Below are 18,813 nucleotides of genomic sequence, written 5' to 3' on the forward strand. Positions count from 1 at the left end.
CGTTCGGCTGTCCGTTTTCAGTTGGCGAACGCGGCGATGCCGGTGATGGCACGGCCCAGGATCAGCGCATGGATGTCGTGCGTGCCTTCGTAGGTGTTCACGACCTCGAGGTTCACGAGGTGGCGCGCCACGCCGAACTCGTCGCTGATGCCGTTGCCGCCCAACATGTCGCGCGCCAGGCGGGCGATGTCGAGGGCCTTGCCGCAGTTGTTGCGCTTCATGATCGAGGTGATCTCGACCGCGGCCGTGCCTTCGTCCTTCATGCGGCCCAGGCGCAGGCTGCCCAGCAGGCCCAGCGAGATCTCGGTCTGCATGTCGGCCAGCTTCTTCTGGATCAGCTGGTTGGCGGCCAGCGGGCGGCCGAACTGCTTGCGGTCCAGCGTGTACTGGCGCGCACGGTGCCAGCAGTCCTCGGCGGCACCGAGCGCGCCCCACGAGATGCCGTAGCGGGCGCTGTTGAGGCAGGTGAACGGACCCTTGAGGCCCTGCACCTCGGGGAAGGCGTTCTCCTCGGGGCAGAACACGTTGTCCATCACGATCTCGCCGGTGATGCTGGCGCGCAGGCCGACCTTGCCGTGGATCGCCGGGGCGCTCAGGCCCTTCATGCCCTTCTCGAGCACGAAGCCGCGGATCGGGCCGACGGCGCCGCTCTCGCTGACTTCCTTGGCCCAGACCACGAACACGTCGGCGATCGGCGAGTTGCTGATCCACATCTTGCTGCCGGTGAGCGCGTAGCCGCCCGGCACCTTCTTGGCGCGCGTGGCCATGCTGCCGGGGTCGGAGCCGTGGTCGGGCTCGGTCAGGCCGAAGCAGCCGATCCATTCGCCGGTGGCGAGCTTGGGCAGGAACTTCTGCTTCTGGCCTTCGGTGCCGAATTCGAAGATCGGCACCATCACCAGCGAGCTCTGCACGCTGGCCATCGAGCGGTAGCCCGAATCGACACGCTCGACCTCGCGCGCGATCAGGCCGTAGGCCACGTAGTTGAGGCCGGGGCCGCCGTACTGCTCGGGGATCGTCGGGCCCAGCAGGCCCAGCGAACCCATCTCGCGGAAGATCGCCGGATCGGTCTCGCCGGTGCGGAAGCCCTCGAGCACGCGCGGTGCCAGGCGTTCCTGGCAGTAGGCATTGGCCGCGTCGCGGATCATGCGCTCGTCGTCGGTGAGCTGCTGGTCGAGCAGGAAGGGGTCGTCCCAGTGGAAGGAAGCTTTGGCGGCCATGCGGCTGTCTCCGGAAAAGGGGAAAAGAGGGGGATCGGGCGATCCTAGCGAGGCAGGGGGCGCGGCGCAAACGATGAATCCTCACCCAGATATGCGGATCCAGAATGTCTTGGGCGTTGCCGGAGCCGTGCTTTCATTGATGAAAGCCCTGCGCCAGTCATACACTCGCGGCATACATGCGCCGCAAGATCCCGCCCCTGCAGACCCTCGTGTGCTTCGACGCGGCCGCGCGCCACGAGAGCTACACGCGCGCCGCGCAGGAACTCGCGCTCACCCAGAGCGCGGTGTCGCGCCAGATCGGCACGCTCGAGGCCTTCCTCGGCGTGGCGCTGTTCCGCCGCACGCGCCACGGCGTGGCGCTGACCGCGAGCGGCGCGGCCTATGCGCGGCAGACCGCCAAGCGGCTCGAGGCGATGGAGCGCGACACGCTCGACGCGATGGCGCACCAGGGCGAGGGCGGCTCGCTGTCGCTGGCGGCCGTGCCCACCTTCGCCACGCGCTGGCTGATGCCGCGGCTCAAGGGCTTCGCGGCGCTGCAGCCCGACGTGGTGGTGCACATCGAGACGCGCACCCGGCCCTTCCTGTTCGCCGACGCGGAGTTCGACGCCGCGCTCTACGCGGGCACTGTGGCGCAGGTGCAGAACTGGGCCGGCACGCATGCGCTGCCGCTGATGCAGGAGGACGTGGTGCCGGTCTGCAGCCCCGCGCTGCTGCCCCGCGGCAAGCCGGTCTCGCCCACGGCCATCGCGCACATGCCGCTGCTGCAGCAGAGCACGCGGCCCGACGGCTGGCGCCAGTGGTTCGATGCGCAGCAGGTCGACGCGCCCAATGCGCGCGGCGGCCCGCGCTACGAGCTGTTCTCGATCCTGGCCGCGGCCGCCTCGCAGGGCCTGGGCGTGGCGCTGATGCCGACCATGCTGGTGGCCGACGAGCTCGCGCGCGGCGAGCTGGTGGTGGCCTGCCCGCGGCCGCTCGCGGGCGAGCGCGCCTACTACCTCGTGACGCCCGAGCGCGCCGACCAGCGGCCGCTGCTGAAGTTCTTCAGCGACTGGCTGCTCGCGCAGGCCCGCGAGGCTTGAAGCCGATGCCGCGCGACAGCCGGTCCGAGTACGAGTGGCGCATGCACAAGGTGGTGACGCACATCGACGACCACCTCGAGCGCCCGCTCGACCTCGCGGAGCTGGCCGACGTCGCGCATTTCTCGGCCTTCCATTTCCATCGCCTGTTCGCGGCCTGGGCCGGCGAGACGCTGGGCGACTACGTGCGCCGGCGCCGGCTCGAGGTGGCCGCGCTGCGGCTCGCGACGCAGCCGCGGCTGTCGGTGCTCGAGGCCGCGGTGTCGGTCGGCTTCGGCTCGGGCGAGGCCTTCTCGCGCGCCTTCCGCGCGCGCTTCGGCAGCGCGCCCAGCAGCTGGCGCGCGGCCCACGACTGGTCGCTGCTGCCCGAGGCGAACAGCAATCCCGATCAGATCGAACGGCACGGCTTCACGAAGAAGGGGCCCGGTCCGCGCCGCGATCCCGACGGCGCGGCTTCCCCGGAGCCCCCCATGAACGTCGAACTGATCATCCGCCCGCCCGTCACCATCGCCTACCTGCGCTACGTCGGCCCGTTCGGCGCGCCCGTGGGCGCGTTCTGGGGCGAGCAGGTGGCGCCCTGGATCACCCGGCACCGGCTGTGGTCGGGCGCGCGCTACGGCATCAGCCACGACGACCCGAGCATCACGCCGCCCGAGCAGTCGCGCTACGACGCCTGCGTGGAGGTGCCCGAAGACTTCGTGCCCGACGGCGGCTTCCAGAAGACGGTGCTGCCGGGCGGGCGCTATGCGGCGCTTCGCTTCCATGGCCTGCCGGCCGAGATCAACACGGCCTGGACGCGCCTCTTGCGCGACTGGCTGCCGGGCAGCGGCTTCCAGTTCGACAACCGGCCGGCCTTCGAGCACTACGCGGCGAGCTACGCCTACGACGACAACACGCACGCCTTCGAATGCGACATCTGCATTCCGATCGCGCCGCTCTGAGCGCGGCCTGAAAGCCGCGTCCGGAAACGGCGAGCCCGCGCCCGCCGGCCGCGCCACACTCGCCCCATGCCTTCTCCCGCTTCCGTGATCGATGCGCTCGACTGGCCCCGCATCGAAGCCGACCTCGCCGCGCGCGGCTGCGCCACCACCGGCCGCCTGCTCGGTCCGCGCCAGTGCGCGGCGCTGGCCGCGATGTACGACGAACCACAACATTTCCGCAGCCGCGTGGTGATGCAGCGCCATGGCTTCGGCCAGGGCGAATACCAGTACCTCGCCTATCCGCTGCCCGAGCCGGTCGCGGCGTGGCGCGCCGCGCTCTACGAACGACTCGCGCCGCTGGCCAATGCCTGGGCCGGGGCGATGGGCCTGCCGGCGGACTATCCCGCCACGCATGCGGACTACCTCGCGCGCTGCCACGCGGCCGGCCAGCAACGGCCGACGCCGCTGCTGCTGCGCTACGACGAGAGCGACTACAACTGCCTGCACCAGGACCTGTACGGCGAACTGCAGTTCCCGCTGCAGCTCACGGTGCTCCTGAGCCGGCCCGGCGAGGACTTCACGGGCGGCGAGTTCGTCCTGACCGAGCAGCGCCCGCGCATGCAGTCGCGCGCCGAGGTGGTGCCGCTGGCGCAGGGCGAGGCCGTGATCTTCGCGGTCAACCAGCGGCCCGTGGCGGGCACGCGCGGCAGCTACCGCGTGACGATGCGCCATGGCGTGAGCCGCGTGCGCTCGGGCCGGCGCCAGACGCTGGGGCTGATCTTCCACGACGCCCAGTAGGCGCGCGGCGTCGCCGAATCTCCGACTGTCCCGGCACAGCTTTCGCCCGCTTCGAGGGAGTGGAGCGAGAATCCGCCCCGCATCCGGCACTCGCCAGCATTTCCGACGCACTGATCGGACAGCGAGACCGCCGGCTGCCGATCCGTGGCCCTCCGGCCGCGGATGCGCTTGGGCAGACAGGGAGCAGTATGAACAGATATCCGTCCGGCGCGCCGGACCCGGCCGCGCGGCCGTCTTCCGAAGCGACCGCGTCTGTCACACGGCCATGGACCTTCGGCTTCGCCTCGAACCCGGCGCCTTCGCGGCGCCGTACCCGTCACTTCCGGGTCGACGTGGGCACCATCGTGAGCGTGGTCGCGCTCACGCAATCGCTGCTGCTGGTCTCGCTCGGCTACTGGGGTTCGCAGCGGCTGGTCTCGCGCATCGGGGTGTCGGCCCACAAGTCGAACCACGACCGCACCGAGGACAAGGTGAACGCCTTCCTCTCGAAGGCCGAGTCGGTGGTCGGCGCGGTCGCCGGCACGCCGAGCCTGCGGCCCGCGGGCGAACAGGGCGAATGGACGGCCGAGATGCTCTGGACCATGCTGCAGCAGTCGCCCGAGCTCGACAGCCTCTACGTCGCGAACGACGAGGGCCAGATGCTGATGGCGCTGCGCTATCCCGCGCCGGCGATCCGCCACATCGCGCCCGAGCGCGGCATCACCACCGAGACCTGGCAGTACAAGCGCCCGCTCGAGGTCGATGCCGAGCCGCAGCAGCGCTACCAGACGATCCGCCTCGAGGCCTTCCAGAGCGACTACGACCCGCGCACGCGCAGCTGGTACATCGGGGCCCGCGCGGCCAAGGGACCGGTGTGGACGCAGCCCTATGTCTTCGCGGCCGCGCAGGAACTCGGCGTGACCTACGCGCTGCCGAGCCGGCGCCGCTACGCCGACGGCAATCCGCAGGCGCTGGTGGTGGCCGGCGACGTGTCGCTGGGCCGGCTCTCGGACTTCGTGCGCCAGTTCAGCAGCAGCGGCTTCGGCGGCAGCGCGCTGCTGTCGGCCGACCACCGCGTGCTCGCGCGCAGCGACATGCCGGGCGTGCGGCACCAGCTCGAGGCGCCCACGGGCGTGCTCGGAGAACTGCACCAGCACATGGTGAACGACGGCACCGCGGGCCACGCGGCCGACACCGCCTTCTCGTTCCGCCACGAAGGGCGGCGCTACCTGGCGCAGACCTCGCGCATCGAGATCACGGGTTGGGAACTGGTGAGCTGGGTGCCCGAGGACGCGTTGCTCGGCGACCTGCGCCGTGCGGTGCTATGGTCGATGCTGCTGGTGCTGGGCTTCCTCGCGGTGGCGCTCGCGATCTCGCTGCGGCTTTCGAAGCTGGTGACGGCGCCGGTCGAGAACCTGTCGCGCATCGCGCGCCGCATCGGCATGCTCGAGCTCGACAGCCTGCCGCGCGAGCCGAGCCGGGTGCTCGAGATCCAGCACCTGGACCAGGCGCTCGACGAGTCGGCGCGCAGCCTCAAGGCCTTCAGCAAGTTCGTGCCGGTGGACGTGATCAACCAGCTCATCGCGCAGGGCCATGCGCTCGCGCCCAACGGCTCGCCGCGCCGCGTGACGGTGATGTTCACCGACGTGGAGGGCTTCACGAGCATCTCCGAGTCGATGCCGCCGGCCGTGCTGGTGGGCCAGCTCACCGACTACTTCAACCTCGCGGCGCGCGTGTTCGCGCGCCATGGCGGCGTGATCGACAAGTTCATCGGCGACGGGATCATGGTGCTGTGGGGCGCGCCCGCCGACCTGCCCGATGCCGAGTACAAGGCCTGCCTCGCGGCGCGCGAGCTGCAGGCCGAGATGCGCGCGCTCAACCGCCAGTGGCACAGCCAGGCGCTGCCCGAGTTCCGCACCCGCGTGGGCATCCACACCGGCATGGTGATCGCGGGCGTGCTGGGCTCGAACGACCGGCTGTCGTACACGGCCTTCGGCGACGTGATCAACGTGGCGAGCCGCATCGAGGGCATCAACAAGCAGCTCGGCACCCAGCTGCTGGTGTCGGAAGTGACCCATGCCGGGATCAAGGGCCGGCTCGCGACGCGCCGCGTCGAGGAGCAGGTGGAACTGCGCGGCCGGCAGACGAAGATGGTGCTCTACGAGCTGCTGGCCTGACGAGGTGTGAATCAACCTACTGCGCGCCCCGATCTCGCACCTGCGGTCCTCACCGTACAAGGTACGGCTCCGGTCCTCGGCGCGACCTCGGGGCGCTCGCTACGGTTTCTTCACACCTCGTGAAACTCAGCGCGGCGGCGTTGGCGTGACGCGCACCAGCACCAGGTCCGCGCGCGTGCCCTGGCCCTGCGTGAGCACGCTGTACTGCGTGTCGTTGATGAACAGCAGCTGCTCGCCGCGCACGATGCGCGCGGCCACGGCGTAGCGCATGCGCGGATCGATGCGCGCCGCGTCGACCTGCAGCGTGTAGGCGAACGGCGGCTGGCGGCCGTCGGCGCGGATGCGCTGCTCGGCCAGCACGACCGAGGGCGCGTCCATGCGCGAGACGTCGAGCAGCTGCACGCGCACCTCGGCGGCGGGATCGAGCGCGATGCGCTCGCGGTAGCTCACGGTGCCGCTCACGACGAGCGGCGCGGCCGAGGCCGAAGGCGCCGACGGGGAGGAGGCCGCGCAGGCACTCAGGAGCGCGGCGCCGGCCACGCCGGTGGCGATTGCGAGAAGGAATACGTTGCGTCTGGAAAGCATCGCGCCATCATACGGACGCGCGCTGCGCCGCGAAGGCCACGTACCAGTCGAGGCTGCCGGGGTTGGCCATCGCCTCGCGGTTCACCACCTTCTCGATCGGCTGGCCCAGCAGCAGCTTCTTGATCGGCAGCTCCTGCTTCTTGCCCGAGAGCGTGCGCGGAATCTCGGCCACCTGGAAGATGTCGTTGGGCACGAAGCGCGGCGACAGCGAGGTCTTGATCGCATGGTTGAGCCGCGCGCGCACCGCATCGTCGAGCGCGACGCCGGGGCGCAGCACCACGAACAGCGGCATGTAGCTCTCGCGGCCCAGGTACTCGAGGTCGACCACCATCGAGTCGAGCACCTCGGGCAGGCCCTCGACCGCGCTGTAGATCTCGCTGGTGCCCATGCGCAGGCCCTGGCGGTTGATGGTGGCGTCGCTGCGGCCGTAGATGATGCAGCCGCCGTCGTTGCCGATCCGGATCCAGTCGCCGTGGCGCCAGACGCCGGGGTAGGTGTCGAAGTAGCTCGAGACGTAGCGCGCATTGCCCTCGTCGCCCCAGAAGTAGAGCGGCATCGACGGGATGGGCTGGGTGCAGACCAGCTCGCCGACCTCGCCGATCACCGGCTGGCCCTGCTCGTTCCAGGCCTCGACCGCATGGCCGAGCTCGCGGCACTGCATCTGGCCCGGCACCTCGGGCAGCTCGCGGTGGCCGCCGACGAAGGCGCCGCAGAAATCGGTGCCGCCCGAGATGTTGCACCACCACACGTCCTTCGAGCCCGCGTCGAGCAACTGCTGCGTGCCCCAGCGCTGCACCTCCTCGGGCAGCGGCGAGCCGGTGCTGCCGAGCGCGCGCACGCGCGAGAGGTCGCCGCAGTCCTTCGCGACCAGCCCGGCCTTCATGCAGTTGCTGAAGTAGGCCGCGCCCGCGCCGAAGAAGGTGACCTCGTGCCGCGCGACGAAGCGCCACAGCACGCCCCAGTCGGGCTTCTCCTTGCTGCCGGCCGGGTTGCCGTCGTAGATGCAGATGGTGGCGCCGAAGGCCATGCCCGAGAGCTGCGAGTTCCACATCACCCAGCCGGTGGAGCTGTACCAGTGGTAGCGCTCGCCGAAGTTGTTGGCGCCGTAGCTCGCGCCCACGTCGTTGTGCAGGCCGCAGGCATGCATGGTGAGGATGATGCCGCCCTGGCCGTGCACGATGGGCTTGGGCAGGCCGGTGGTGCCGCTCGAGTAGACGATCCAGATCGGATGGTCGAAGGGCAGCGATTCGGGTTCGAAGGCGGCGACCTCGGCGTCGTCGCGCGCGGTGGCCCGGGCCCAGTCGACGTCGTGCGCCACCTGGCCCGTGGCATGGGGCGAGGGCACGAGCAGCAGCCGGCGCACGCTCGGCAGCTGCTCGCGCAGTTCCTGCAGCACGGCGCTGCGGTCGAGCGGCTTGCCGCCGTAGTGCACGCCGTCGACCGCGATCAGCAGGGTGGGCTCGATCTGGCGGAAGCGGTCGGCCACGGCGGCCGTGCCCATGTCGGGCGCGCACACGCTCCAGATCGCACCGATGCTCGAGCAGGCCAGGAAGGCCACCATGGTCTCGGGCACGTTGGGCATGTAGGCCGCGACGCGGTCGCCGCGCTTCACGCCGAGCGACTTCAGCGTGAGCGCGACCGACGCGACCTGGCGCCGCATCTCGGGCCACGACAGCTCGCGCACCTCGCCGCGCTCGTTGTCGCTGACGATCGCGGGCATGCCGGCCGCATGGGCCGCGTCGACGTGGCGCAACACCTCGCGCGCATAGTTGACCTGGGCCCCGGGGAACCAGCGCGCACCCGGCATGCGCGACTCGGCGAGCACCGCCGTGTGCGGCGTGGGCGACTCGATGCGGGCGTAGTCCCAGATGCTCTGCCAGAAGGCATCGAGCTCGGTGACGGACCAGCGCCACAGGGCGTCGTAGCTGTCGAAAGCGAGGCCGCGCGTCTCGCGCAGCCAGTCTTGATAGAGGCGGATCTGGGGGATGTTGGGAGCGGGCATGGAGCGAGCGTAGCGCCGTGACGGAGTGCGCTCAAGAGGGGTTGACCTCAGGGTTTGTACGCGTGTTCAACATTTTTGTACAAGTGTTCAATACGCCTCCATGAGCACCCGCACACCCACCGCCAAGCGCCGCGCCGCGCGCCCGAGCGCATCGTCCGCCGCCGCAGTCGCCATCGAGACGGCACGGCCCGACCGCAGGCAGGCGATCCTGCTGGCGGCCGAGAAGCTGTTCGCGCAGCACGGCTACCACGCGGTGACGATCCGCCAGATCGCCGAGGAGGCCGGCGTGCCGTTGGCGCTGGTGGGCTACTACCACGGCCAGAAGCACGAGCTGTTCCACGCCATCTTCGAGCACTGGGCCCCCTCGATCGAGGCGCGGCTCGCGGGGCTGGCGGCGGTGAACCTCGACCCCGACGACGCGCGCACGCTGCCGCGCATCATCGAGGCCTTCACCACGCCGGTGCTGGCGCTGCGCGCGAGCCCCGAGGGCGAGTACTACGCGCTGCTGGTGGCGCGCGAACTCGCCAACACCACCGAAGAGGCCGACCGCGTGCTGCGCGCCTACTTCGATCCGCTGGCCGAGGCCTTCATCGATGCGCTGCACGTCGTGCTGCCGCATGCCACGCGCGGCGAAGTCGCCTGGGGCTACCAGTTCGCGCTCGGCGCCCTCATGAACCACCTGAACAGCAGCCGCATCGCGCGCCTGTCGCGCGGCGAGAACACGCCCGGCGATCCGGCCATGGCGCCGATGCTCGTGAACTTCATCGTCGGCGGCCTGCGCCATGCGCTGCCACGGCCGAAGAGCGCCAAGTCACCCCAGAAGAAAGCACCCCTCAGGAGAGAAAAACCATGATGAAGAGACGCACCCTGCTGTCAGCATTGGCCGCGGCATCGGCGGCCGCCGCATTGCCCGCGCGCGCCCAGCCCCTGACGAAGATCGTGTTCGGCTACACGGCCGTGACCGACTTCGCCTCGGTGTTCGTGGCAGCCGACGAAGGCTATTTCAAGAAGCGCAGCCTCGAGGTCGAGCTCAAGTTCATCCCGCTCAACTCCACCATTCCCGCGGCGCTGCAGTCCGACTCGCTGCAGCTCGGCGGCCCCACGCCCTCGGTGTTCCTGCAGGCGGTCGACGGCGGGCTCGACCTGGTGGTGGTGGCCGGCGGCGGCCTCACCTCGAAGACCATCACGGGCGCGGGCCTGGTGGCGCGCGCGGGCAGCGGCATCAAGAGCGCGCAGGACTGCGTGGGCAGGAAGATCGGCGTGCCGGGCCTGGGCGCCTTCCTGCACGTGACCTTCCGCGCCTGGCTCAAGGACAGCGGCGTGGACCACCGCAAGGTCAACTTCGTCGAGGCGGCCTTCCCGCAGCATGCCGACCTGCTGCGCGGCGGCTCGGTCGATGCGGTCGTGTCGACCGACCCGTTCATGACCCGCATCACCGACAGCGGCGCGGGCTACGTGGCCTCGTACTACTCGACCTTCCTGCCCGACAACAACCTGACCATCGTGCACGCGGCCAAGCGCGAATGGGTGGCGAAGAATCCGGGCGCGGCGCGCGCCTTCCGCGAGGCGCTGGTCGAGGCCGCGGCCTTCATGCAGCAGCCGAAGAACGAAGCGAAGCTGCGCGCCTCGATCGGCAAGTACACCCGGCTGCCGGCCGACGTGCTCGCGAAGATCCAGATCTCGCCACCGGGCCCGGTGGCGAGCGAGAAGCAGCTCGCCTACTGGACCGGCCTGATGAAGGAGCAGGGCATGCTGCGCTCGGACATCGACGTCGCGAAGCTGGTGGCCAAATGATCGCGACGCCCGTTCCCAACCTGGCGCGCAGCGCGCTGTCGTCGGGCGCCGCGCTGCCGGGCAGCGGCCCCGCGCGGCATGCCGCGCCCTTCTTGCGCTTCGACGGCGTGACCATCCGCCTCGGGGGCCGCGAGATCCTCTCGCCCACCTCCTTCGACGTGGCGCGCGGCGAATTCGTCTGCATCGTCGGCCCCAGCGGCTGCGGCAAGACCACGCTGCTGCGCGCGGCCAGCGGGCTGGTCACCGCGAGCGCGGGCGAGGTGCGGCGCAACGGCGTGAAGATGCTCGAGCCCTCGCGCGAAGTGGCTTTCGTGTTCCAGGACTACGGCCGCGCGCTGCTGCCCTGGCGCACGGTCGAGGGCAACGTGAGCCTCGCGCTCGAGGCCGGTGGCGTGCCCATGGCCGAGCGCGCGCCGCGCATCGCCGACGTGCTCGCCAAGGTCGGGCTCGCGAAGCATGCCCACAAGTTCCCGGTGCAGCTCTCGGGCGGCATGCAGCAGCGCGCGCAGATCGCGCGCTGCCTCGCGCAGAAGCCCGAGCTGATGATGATGGACGAGCCCTTCGGCGCGCTCGACGCGCTGACGCGGCAGAGCCTGCAGGACGAGCTCGCGCGGCTGGTGCGCGAGGACGGCCTCACGGTGCTGTTCGTCACGCACGACCTCGAGGAGGCGATCTACCTCGGCGACCGCGTGATCGCGCTGCAGGCCAACCCCGGTCCCGGCCGGCCCAGCCTCGCGCGCATGATCGACGTGAAGATCCCGCGCCCGCGCGACCAGCTCACGACCAAGGAGCATCCCGACTACCTGCGGCTGCGGCGCGAGCTGTTCGCCTTCATCGAGCACGGCCATGACTGAGAACCGGCTCCTGCGCGCGCTGCGGCCCTGGGTGTTTCCGGCGCTGCTGATCGGCGCCTTCGAGTGGTACGCGCGCCGCGCGGCCGCCTTGGGCAGCGATGCGCTGGCGCCGCCGAGCGCCGCGGCCAGGGCCTTCGCCGGCGCCGCGCTCGACGGCTCGCTGTGGCAGGCCACCGGCTTCACGCTCGGCACCGCCGCGCTGGGCCTGCTGCTGGGCGCGTTGCTCGGCATCGCGCTGGGGCTGGTGCTCGGGCTGTCGCGCCGCGCGGCCCGGCTCGGCTCGGTCACCATCGAGGTGCTGCGCCCCGTGCCCTCGGTCGCGCTGATCCCGCTCGCGATGCTGGGCTTCGGCTTCGGCGTGCGCATGGAGCTCGCGATCGTCGCCTTCGCCACCTTCTGGCCGTTGCTGGTGCTGGTGCAGGCGGCGGTGCAGCAGGTCGAGCCGCGGCTGCTCGAGGTCAGCCGCGTGCTGGGCCTGTCGGCGCGCGAACGCGCCTTCAAGATCGTGCTGCCGGCCATCGTGCCGCGCCTGTTCGTCGCGCTGCGACTCGGCGTGGCGGTGGCGCTGGTGGTGGCCGTGACGGTGGAGATCGCGGCCAATCCCAACGGCATGGGCTACGCGATGATGATCGCGCAGCAGAGCTTCGACCCCGCGCTGATGCTGGCCTGGCTGGGCTGGATCGGCGTGGTGGGCTTCGCGATCAACGCGGCCATGCTGCGGCTGCAGCGCGGCGTGTCGCGCCGCATGGGAGTCGTGTCATGAACGGCCACGCCGAACGCAAGGGCCTGGAGCAATTCGGCGCGCTGGGCGTGCTGCTGGCGCTGATCGCGCTGTGGTGGATCGCGAGCAACGCGGGCTGGGTCAGCCGCGTATTCCTGCCGACCCCGCAAGCCACCTTCGCGAGCCTGCGCGAAGGACTGAACCTGTCGGGCGAAGGCGGCGGCGAGCTGCTCGCCTTCACCGGCGCGACGGTGGGCCGCATGGTCCAGGGCTGGCTGCTGGCCTCGCTGGCCGGCGTGCTGCTGGGCGCGGCCATCGGCGTTTCGCCCGCGGTGCGTGCCTGGGTCCAGCCCACGCTGGAGTTCGTGCGCCCGCTGCCGGCCTCGGCGCTGCTGCCGCTGGCGATCTCGATCTTCGGGCTCAACCCCGGCATGGTGCTGTTCGTGGTCGCCTTCGGCGCGATGTGGCCGGTGCTGCTGGCCACGGTGCACGGCTTCGCGGCCGTGGAGCCGCGCCTGGCCGAGGTGGCGCGCTGCCTGCAGATGTCGCGCGCGGCCTATGTCTGGAAGATGGGCCTGCCCAATGCGATGCCCGACATCCTGGCCGGCATGCGGCTCGCGCTGACCATCGCGCTGATCGTCGCGGTGGTGGGCGAAATGATCGCCTCGCAAAGCGGCCTGGGCCAGGCCATCCTGCTGGCCGCGCGCGCCTTCCGCGCCAGCGAGCTGTTCGCCGGCATCGTGCTGCTCGGACTCATCGGCTTCGCGAGCAATGCGCTGCTGGCCCTGGCCGAACGGCGCCTGCTGCGCTGGCAGCAACCCTGATTTCCTTTTCCCTCTCTTCCCTCCGCTCGAACGAACACCCCACAAGGAGCCCACCCATGCCACGCAAACTGGTCGACCTCTCGATCTTCCTGGAGAACGACGTGCTCTCCGACCCGCCGGCCTTCGGCCCGAAGATCCAGTACTTCACCCACGAGAACACCTACGAACAGATCGAGCCCTTCTTCCCCGGCCTCAAGAAGGAAGACCTGCCCGACGGCGAAGGCTGGGCGGTCGAGCTGGTGCACCTGTCCACGCACAACGGCACCCACCTCGACGCGCCCTACCACTTCCACTCGACCATGGACAAGGCGCTGGGCGAGAAGAAGCCCGCGATCGCGATCCACGACGTGCCGCTCGACTGGTGCTTCCAGCCCGGCGTGAAGCTCGACTTCCGCCACTTCGCCGACGGCTACGTGGTGCGCGCGGCCGACGTCGAGGCCGAGCTCAAGCGCATCGGCCACACGCTCAAGCCGCTGGAGATCGTGGTGATCAACACGCGCGCCGGCTCGCGCTACGGCAACCCCGACTACGTCTCGGCCGGCGCCGGCATGGGCTACGAGGCGACGATGTACCTGCTCGAGCGCGGCGTGCGCCTCACGGGCACCGATGCCTGGAGCTGGGATGCGCCCTTCGTCCACACCGCGAAGAAGTACGGCGAGACGCACGACGCGTCGCTGATCTGGGAAGGCCACAAGGCCGGCCGCGACATCGGCTACTGCCACATCGAGAAGCTGCACAACCTCGAGGTGCTGCCGCCCACGGGCTTCTTCATCAGCTGCTTCCCGCACAAGATCCGCGGCGCCTCGGCCGGCTGGACGCGCGCGGTCGCGATCTTCGACGACGCATTGATGGCCTCGGTCTAAGGAATCCTCTTTCATGCACACGCTCAACCACACGCACGACGTTCACGCCCGCAGCTGGGTCGAATCGGCCAACCCCACGGCCACCCACGGCAGCGACTTCCCGATCCAGAACCTGCCGCATGCGGTGTTCCGCCGCGCCGGCGGCAGTGAAGCCTTTCGCGGTGGCGTCGCGATCGGCGACCAGGTGCTCGACCTGGCCGCGCTGGTGCAGGCGCAGCAGCTCGACGGCCTCGCGCTCGAAGCGGCCACGGCGGCCGCGCAACCTGCGCTCAACGACTTCTTCGCGCTGGGCCCCGCCGCCTGGAAGACGCTGCGCCATGCGCTGTTCGCGCTGCTGAAGAACGATGCGCCGGTGGCGGCGGTGCAGGCCGTGCGCGCCTGCCTGGTGCCGCAGGCCGAGGCCGAGTACGCGATCCCCGCGCGCATCGGCGACTACACCGACTTCTACACCTCGATCGACCATGCGCTCAACATCACGCGCCTGCTGAACCCCGGCGGCGACGTGACCTCGAACTTCCGCTGGATCCCGATCGCCTACCACGGGCGCGTGTCGACCATCGGCGTGAGCGGCCAGCAGTTCCGCCGGCCCATGGGGCAGGCGATGGCGCCGGGCGCGAAGGCACCGACCTACCAGGCCTGCGCGCGGCTCGACTACGAGCTCGAGCTCGGCGTCTGGATCGGCACCGGCAATGCGCACGGCGAGGCCATCGCACTCGAGGACGCGGAGCAACACATCTTCGGCATCTGCCTGCTCAACGACTGGTCGGCGCGCGACATCCAGTTCTGGGAGATGGCGCCGCTCGGCCCCTTCCTCGCGAAGAACTTCGCGACCACGATCTCGCCGTGGATCGTGACCATGGAAGCGCTCGCGCCCTACCGCCAGCCCTGGACGCGCGCGGCCGCCGATCCGCAGCCGCTGGCCTACCTCGAGGATGCGGCCAACCGCGAGGCCGGCGCGATCGACATCCGGCTCGAGGTCTGGCTCGAGAGCGAGAAGGCGCGCGCCGAGAAGCGCGGCCCGTCGCGCCTGTCGTCCACGAGCTTTCGCCACCAGTACTGGAGCGTGGCGCAGATGGTGGCGCACCACACGGTGGGCGGCTGCCAGCTCAACCCCGGCGACCTGTTCGGCAGCGGCACCATCTCGGGCCCCGGCGAGGGCGAGGCCGGCGCCATCATCGAACTCGCGCGCGGCGGCCAGACGCCCGTGGCGCTGGGCGACAGCGGCGAGCAGCGCAGCTTCATCGAGGACGGCGATGCCGTGCTGCTGCGCGGCTGGTGCGAGAAGCCCGGCCACGCGCGCATCGGCTTCGGCGAGAGCCGCGGCACGGTGCTGCCGGCGCGCGGCTGAGGCGGAGCGCGGTCCATGGACTTGCCGCGTAGGAGCGATCGCGCCGAGGCGATCCAGGTGTCGATCTGGCAAGCCATTTCGCAAGCGGGTGCGGCACCGCCCGCAACCACCCGCGTGCGCCCGGCGGCTCGCCCCCGGCCTGCCGCGCCCGCCACGCCGGATCGGCGCCTGGCGCGAGCGCCGATCAAGACCACGAAGCTTCTTCTGCCCTCAGTTGCCGAAGATCAGTGAGCGGTGCAGCGAGGCTCCAGCCCGCACGCCATCGGCCGAGGCCAGCGTGGCGTTCTGCATCGCGAGCGCCGCATCGCCGGCCGCGAACACGCCGGGCACCGTGCTCGTCTTCATCATCGGATCGGTGCGCACCACGAGGCCCAGCGGCCCCTCGTCGAAGGCGCAACCGAGTTGCGCGGCCAGCGTGCTGCCCTGGCGCTGGGCCGGCGCCACGAACAGCGCGTCGAGCGGCAGCCGGCGCCCGTCGTCGAAGCGCACCGCTTCGAGCGCGCTCGCGGGGCCTTCGAGCGCGACCACGCGGCCCGTGTCGATCGTGATGCCGCGCGCATCGAGCTGCGCGCGCGTCTTGTCATCGAGCGGCGGCATGCCGTGCGTGAACAGCGTCAGCGGGCCCCAGTCGGCCACCAGCATCGCCTGGTGCACCGACAGCTCGCCGCTGCCGAGCACGCCGAGGCGGCGGTCGATGAACTCGTAGCCATGGCAGTAGGGGCAGTGCAGCACGCTGGAACCCCAGCGTGGCGCGAGGCCCTCGATGCCCTCGGGCAGCAGGTCGTGCACGCCCGTGGCCAGCAGCAGCCGGCGCGTCACCAGGGTCTGGCCCGACGCCAGCGTGACGGCGAAGCGGGTGTCGCCCTCTTCGGCCGGCAGCACGCGCGCCGTCTCTGCCGCGTCCGCGACGAAATCGACCGAGGGATAGGCCAGCAGTTGCGCGCGCGCCTGGTCGCGCAGTGCCAGCGGCGCCGCGCCATCGTGGCCGAAGAAGCCGTGCGAGGCCTCGGCGAAGCGGTTGCGCGGCTGGCCCGCATCGACCACGCAGATGCGCCGGCGGGCGCGCGCGAGCTGCATCGCGGCCGAGAGGCCCGCGAAGCTGCCGCCGACGATCAGCGCGTCGTAAGGGATGGGAGAACTCGTGGAATCAGGCATGGGCAATGTCCTTGGCAGTGAAGCCGCCTTCGTGCATGCGGCGGTGGAAATCCTTCGAGAGATCGGCCAGCGTGATGCGGCCCAGGCGCGCGAGCAGCAGCGCCTCGGCCTCGCGGCAGGCGCCGTCGAGGGCGGTGTTGACCGCCTGCTCGACGATGCAGCCCGGGCTCTCGGTGCGGTTGCCGAAGGCCAGCAGCGCGGGCGCGCCCACGGCCGCGTGGATGTCGGCCAGCGTCACCTTCGACAGCGGGCACGACAGCACCCAGCCGCCGCCATGGCCCTTGGCCGAGCTCACGAAGCCGGCCTGCCGCAGCCCGGCCATGAGGCGGCGCACCACCACCGGGTTGGTGTGCATCGCCTGCGCGAGCGATTCGGAGGTCGCGGGTTCGTCCATCTCGGCCATGTGCAGCAGCACGTGCAGGATGGCGGAAAGCTTGCTGTCTCGTTTCATGCAACATTATGAGTTGCTTGAAATGAAAGGCGTGGCGAAGCCGGGCCAAAGCCCCTTCGGGAAAAGCGGTTGCGGCTCAGGCCACCGGATGCCAGGCGAGCGCCGCGGCATAGCCCGCGGGCGCATCGAGCCGGATCGCACGCACCGCCTGCCAGTCCGGCACGCGCATGACGATGTCGATCGCCGCGCCGGCACCGGCCGCGATGTCGAGCGACTGCAGGTGCTCGGTGATGCCGACGCCGATCGCCTTGAGCACCGCCTCCTTGCCGGTCCAGCGCAGGTAGAAGGCCGCGAGCCGGTCGTCGGCCACGCGCAGCGCGGCGCGCTCGGCGGGCGTGAACACGAGTTCGCCCAGGGCCTCGATGTCGATGTCCTCGCTGCGGTGCTCGATGTCCACGCCGACCTCGAGCCCCACGGCGGGGTCGGCCAGCGCGATCAGCGCCTGCGTGCCCGAATGCGCGACGTTGAAGCGCGGCGCCTCGCGCACGAAGGGCTTGCCCTGCGGGCCCGCCTCGAAGCGCAGCCCGAGCGGATCGCGGCCCATGCGCTCGGCCAGCAGGCGGCGCAGCGCCGAGCGCGCGGCGGCGAAGCGCACGCGATCGGCACGCTGCACGAAGCGCTGCAGGCGGGCGTCCTCGTCGCTCGAGAGCGCGGCGCGCAGCGCGGTGGGTTCGGTGGCCAGGTCCAGCTCGAGACGGAACAGCTCGATGCCGGCCGGCAGGGCGGCATCGGCCAGGGGAAGGATGCGCATGCGGCATTGTCTTGCACGCGCTGCTATCGTCCGGCCCGCGGCGACTGCGCCTTCATCGCCGCGCCCGCATGCCTCTTTCCGACCCCGCCCTCCTGCTGCTCGATGCCGCCCTGCGCGGCGTGCTGACCGCCCTGCTGCTCCTGCTGGCGCTGGTGCTCGGCCGCGACCGGCCGAGGCTGCCGGCGGCGCGCGTCGGGGTGGCCCTGGCGCTAGGCCTCGCGCTGCAGGTGGCGGGCTCGACGCCGTCCTTCGAGGCCTGGGCGCCGCGGCTGTGGCAGGCACCGCTGGTGGCGGTGGCGGCGGGCAATGCGGTGCTGTTCTGGGTGTTCGCGCGGGCCCTGTTCGACGACGACTTCGCGCCGCGGCCGCTGCATGCCCTGGCCTGGGCCGCGGTGGCGCTGCTCGCGGGCGCCAACTGCGCCGTGCTGGTCGGAAGCGGCCTGGCGATCGCGCCCCTCGCGCTGGGCCTGCAGCGCGCGGCACCGCTGGTGTTCGCGCTGCTGGCCATGGCCGCGGCGGCCGCGCGCTGGCGTGTCGACCTGGTGGAACGGCGGCGCCGGCTGCGCGCCTTCATCGTGGGGGCCGGCGCGCTCTACAGCATCGCCATGATCGGCGCGCGCTGGCAGTCGCCGCGCTGGCAGCTCAGCGGAACGATGGCGACGCTGGACGTCGCGCTGCTGCTGGCGATCGTGGCGGTGGTCGCCTGGCGGATGCTGCGGCTCGCGGGGTCGGACCTGTTCCCGGCCGCGACGCCCGTGCCGGCATTGCCTGCGATGGAACCCGCGGCGGGCCTCGTTCCGGTGGCCGGTGCCGAATCGACCGCGGTTTCCGAGGCCGGCGTCGAGCGCACCGAATCCGCGCCGGCCGATCCGGCCCCGGCGGCGTCGCCCGAGCCCACGCCCGAGGTCGACCCGGCCGAGGACCGCCTCGCCGACGCCCTGCACCGCCTCATGACGGCCGAACGCGCCTACCGCGACGAAGACCTGGGCATCGCCCAGCTCGCCGCGCGGCTCGCGGTGCCCGAGTACCGGCTGCGCCGGCTCATCAACCAGCGGCTCGGCCACCGCAACTTCAACGCCTACATCAATGGCTTCCGCCTGCAGGAAGCGCTGGCGGCGCTGGCCGATCCGGCGAAGCGCGAGCGGCCGGTGCTGAGCATCGCGCTCGAGGCCGGCTTCCAGTCGATCGGCCCGTTCAACCGCGCCTTCAAGGCCGCCACCGGGCTCACGCCGACCGAATTCCGGCGGCAGAAGCTGGCCGATTCCTGAAATCGCCGGGCCCGAAGCCGCCGTCGCGGT

General features: G+C 71.1%; 18 protein-coding genes. 12 read left to right on the plus strand and 6 right to left on the minus strand.

Annotated elements, in window-relative coordinates; all coding sequences use genetic code 11:
- Positions 1–17: 17 nt before the first annotated feature.
- Complete coding sequence (locus tag AC07RM_RS10005) at positions 18–1,217, minus strand: acyl-CoA dehydrogenase (RefSeq protein WP_495334350.1); 1,200 nt, start codon at positions 1,215–1,217, stop codon at positions 18–20.
- A 176-nt stretch (positions 1,218–1,393) separates the two neighbouring features.
- Between AC07RM_RS10005 and AC07RM_RS10010 the strand changes: the two genes are divergently transcribed.
- The 4 genes from AC07RM_RS10010 (at position 1,394) to AC07RM_RS10025 (ending at position 6,167) form a co-directional block, all read left to right on the plus strand.
- On the plus strand, positions 1,394–2,296 hold the full coding sequence (locus AC07RM_RS10010) for a LysR substrate-binding domain-containing protein (RefSeq protein ID WP_493207219.1): 903 nt from the start codon (positions 1,394–1,396) through the stop codon (positions 2,294–2,296).
- Between the two features lie 5 nt (positions 2,297–2,301).
- Positions 2,302–3,234 carry an AraC family transcriptional regulator gene (locus AC07RM_RS10015; protein WP_495334351.1) on the plus strand — a complete coding sequence of 311 codons (933 nt, stop codon included), beginning with the start codon at positions 2,302–2,304 and terminating at the stop codon, positions 3,232–3,234.
- 66 nt (positions 3,235–3,300) lie between these two features.
- The gene (locus AC07RM_RS10020) at positions 3,301–4,011 is read left to right on the plus strand and encodes a 2OG-Fe(II) oxygenase (protein WP_495334352.1); all 711 of its coding nucleotides are present in this window, start codon (positions 3,301–3,303) and stop codon (positions 4,009–4,011) included.
- Positions 4,012–4,199: 188 nt separating this feature from the next.
- A complete protein-coding gene (locus AC07RM_RS10025; protein WP_495334353.1) occupies positions 4,200–6,167 on the plus strand; it encodes an adenylate/guanylate cyclase domain-containing protein in 1,968 nt (655 codons plus the stop codon).
- Between the two features lie 126 nt (positions 6,168–6,293).
- Here AC07RM_RS10025 and AC07RM_RS10030 read toward each other — a convergent pair whose 3' ends face one another.
- Together AC07RM_RS10030 and AC07RM_RS10035 are read right to left on the minus strand one after the other, a co-directional pair.
- Positions 6,294–6,752 carry a YbaY family lipoprotein gene (locus tag AC07RM_RS10030; protein ID WP_495334354.1) on the minus strand — a complete coding sequence of 153 codons (459 nt, stop codon included), beginning with the start codon at positions 6,750–6,752 and terminating at the stop codon, positions 6,294–6,296.
- 7 nt (positions 6,753–6,759) lie between these two features.
- A complete protein-coding gene (locus AC07RM_RS10035) occupies positions 6,760–8,754 on the minus strand; it encodes an acetoacetate--CoA ligase (protein WP_495334355.1) in 1,995 nt (664 codons plus the stop codon).
- Positions 8,755–8,854: 100 nt separating this feature from the next.
- On the opposite strand from AC07RM_RS10035, the gene AC07RM_RS10040 reads away from it, so the two are divergent.
- From AC07RM_RS10040 to fahA, 7 genes are read left to right on the plus strand one after another with little or no spacing between them, the layout of a single operon-like run.
- Complete coding sequence (locus AC07RM_RS10040) at positions 8,855–9,607, plus strand: TetR/AcrR family transcriptional regulator (RefSeq protein ID WP_296788579.1); 753 nt, start codon at positions 8,855–8,857, stop codon at positions 9,605–9,607.
- On the plus strand, positions 9,604–10,548 hold the full coding sequence (locus AC07RM_RS10045) for an ABC transporter substrate-binding protein (protein WP_495321176.1): 945 nt from the start codon (positions 9,604–9,606) through the stop codon (positions 10,546–10,548). The genes AC07RM_RS10040 and AC07RM_RS10045 overlap by 4 nt, the downstream gene beginning before the upstream one ends.
- Positions 10,545–11,402 carry an ABC transporter ATP-binding protein gene (locus AC07RM_RS10050; protein ID WP_495334356.1) on the plus strand — a complete coding sequence of 286 codons (858 nt, stop codon included), beginning with the start codon at positions 10,545–10,547 and terminating at the stop codon, positions 11,400–11,402. Before AC07RM_RS10045 ends, AC07RM_RS10050 begins: the two co-directional genes overlap by 4 nt.
- Positions 11,395–12,165 (plus strand): ABC transporter permease, encoded by a 771-nt coding sequence (locus AC07RM_RS10055; protein WP_495334357.1) that lies wholly within the window; start codon positions 11,395–11,397, stop codon positions 12,163–12,165. The genes AC07RM_RS10050 and AC07RM_RS10055 overlap by 8 nt, the downstream gene beginning before the upstream one ends.
- Positions 12,162–12,947 carry an ABC transporter permease gene (locus AC07RM_RS10060; protein ID WP_398498275.1) on the plus strand — a complete coding sequence of 262 codons (786 nt, stop codon included), beginning with the start codon at positions 12,162–12,164 and terminating at the stop codon, positions 12,945–12,947. The genes AC07RM_RS10055 and AC07RM_RS10060 overlap by 4 nt, the downstream gene beginning before the upstream one ends.
- Before the next feature lie 56 nt (positions 12,948–13,003).
- Entirely contained in the window at positions 13,004–13,810 is an 807-nt protein-coding gene (locus tag AC07RM_RS10065) for a cyclase family protein (protein ID WP_093343754.1), read from the plus strand.
- Between the two features lie 13 nt (positions 13,811–13,823).
- Complete coding sequence (fahA, locus tag AC07RM_RS10070; RefSeq protein WP_495334358.1) at positions 13,824–15,158, plus strand: fumarylacetoacetase; 1,335 nt, start codon at positions 13,824–13,826, stop codon at positions 15,156–15,158.
- A gap of 210 nt (positions 15,159–15,368) precedes the next feature.
- Here the strand turns inward: fahA and AC07RM_RS10075 are convergent, their stop codons facing one another.
- The 3 genes from AC07RM_RS10075 to AC07RM_RS10085 form a co-directional block, all read right to left on the minus strand.
- The gene (locus AC07RM_RS10075) at positions 15,369–16,313 is read right to left on the minus strand and encodes an NAD(P)/FAD-dependent oxidoreductase (protein ID WP_495334359.1); all 945 of its coding nucleotides are present in this window, start codon (positions 16,311–16,313) and stop codon (positions 15,369–15,371) included.
- A complete protein-coding gene (locus AC07RM_RS10080) occupies positions 16,306–16,764 on the minus strand; it encodes an Rrf2 family transcriptional regulator (protein ID WP_093343749.1) in 459 nt (152 codons plus the stop codon). The genes AC07RM_RS10075 and AC07RM_RS10080 overlap by 8 nt, the downstream gene beginning before the upstream one ends.
- A gap of 76 nt (positions 16,765–16,840) precedes the next feature.
- Positions 16,841–17,515: a 4'-phosphopantetheinyl transferase family protein gene (locus tag AC07RM_RS10085; protein WP_495334360.1), complete on the minus strand. Its 675-nt coding sequence runs from the start codon at positions 17,513–17,515 to the stop codon at positions 16,841–16,843.
- A 68-nt stretch (positions 17,516–17,583) separates the two neighbouring features.
- On the opposite strand from AC07RM_RS10085, the gene AC07RM_RS10090 reads away from it, so the two are divergent.
- The gene (locus AC07RM_RS10090) at positions 17,584–18,783 is read left to right on the plus strand and encodes a helix-turn-helix domain-containing protein (RefSeq protein WP_495334361.1); all 1,200 of its coding nucleotides are present in this window, start codon (positions 17,584–17,586) and stop codon (positions 18,781–18,783) included.
- Positions 18,784–18,813: the final 30 nt, after the last annotated feature.

It is taken from the genome of Variovorax sp. GW821-FHT09B05 (assembly GCF_059418265.1).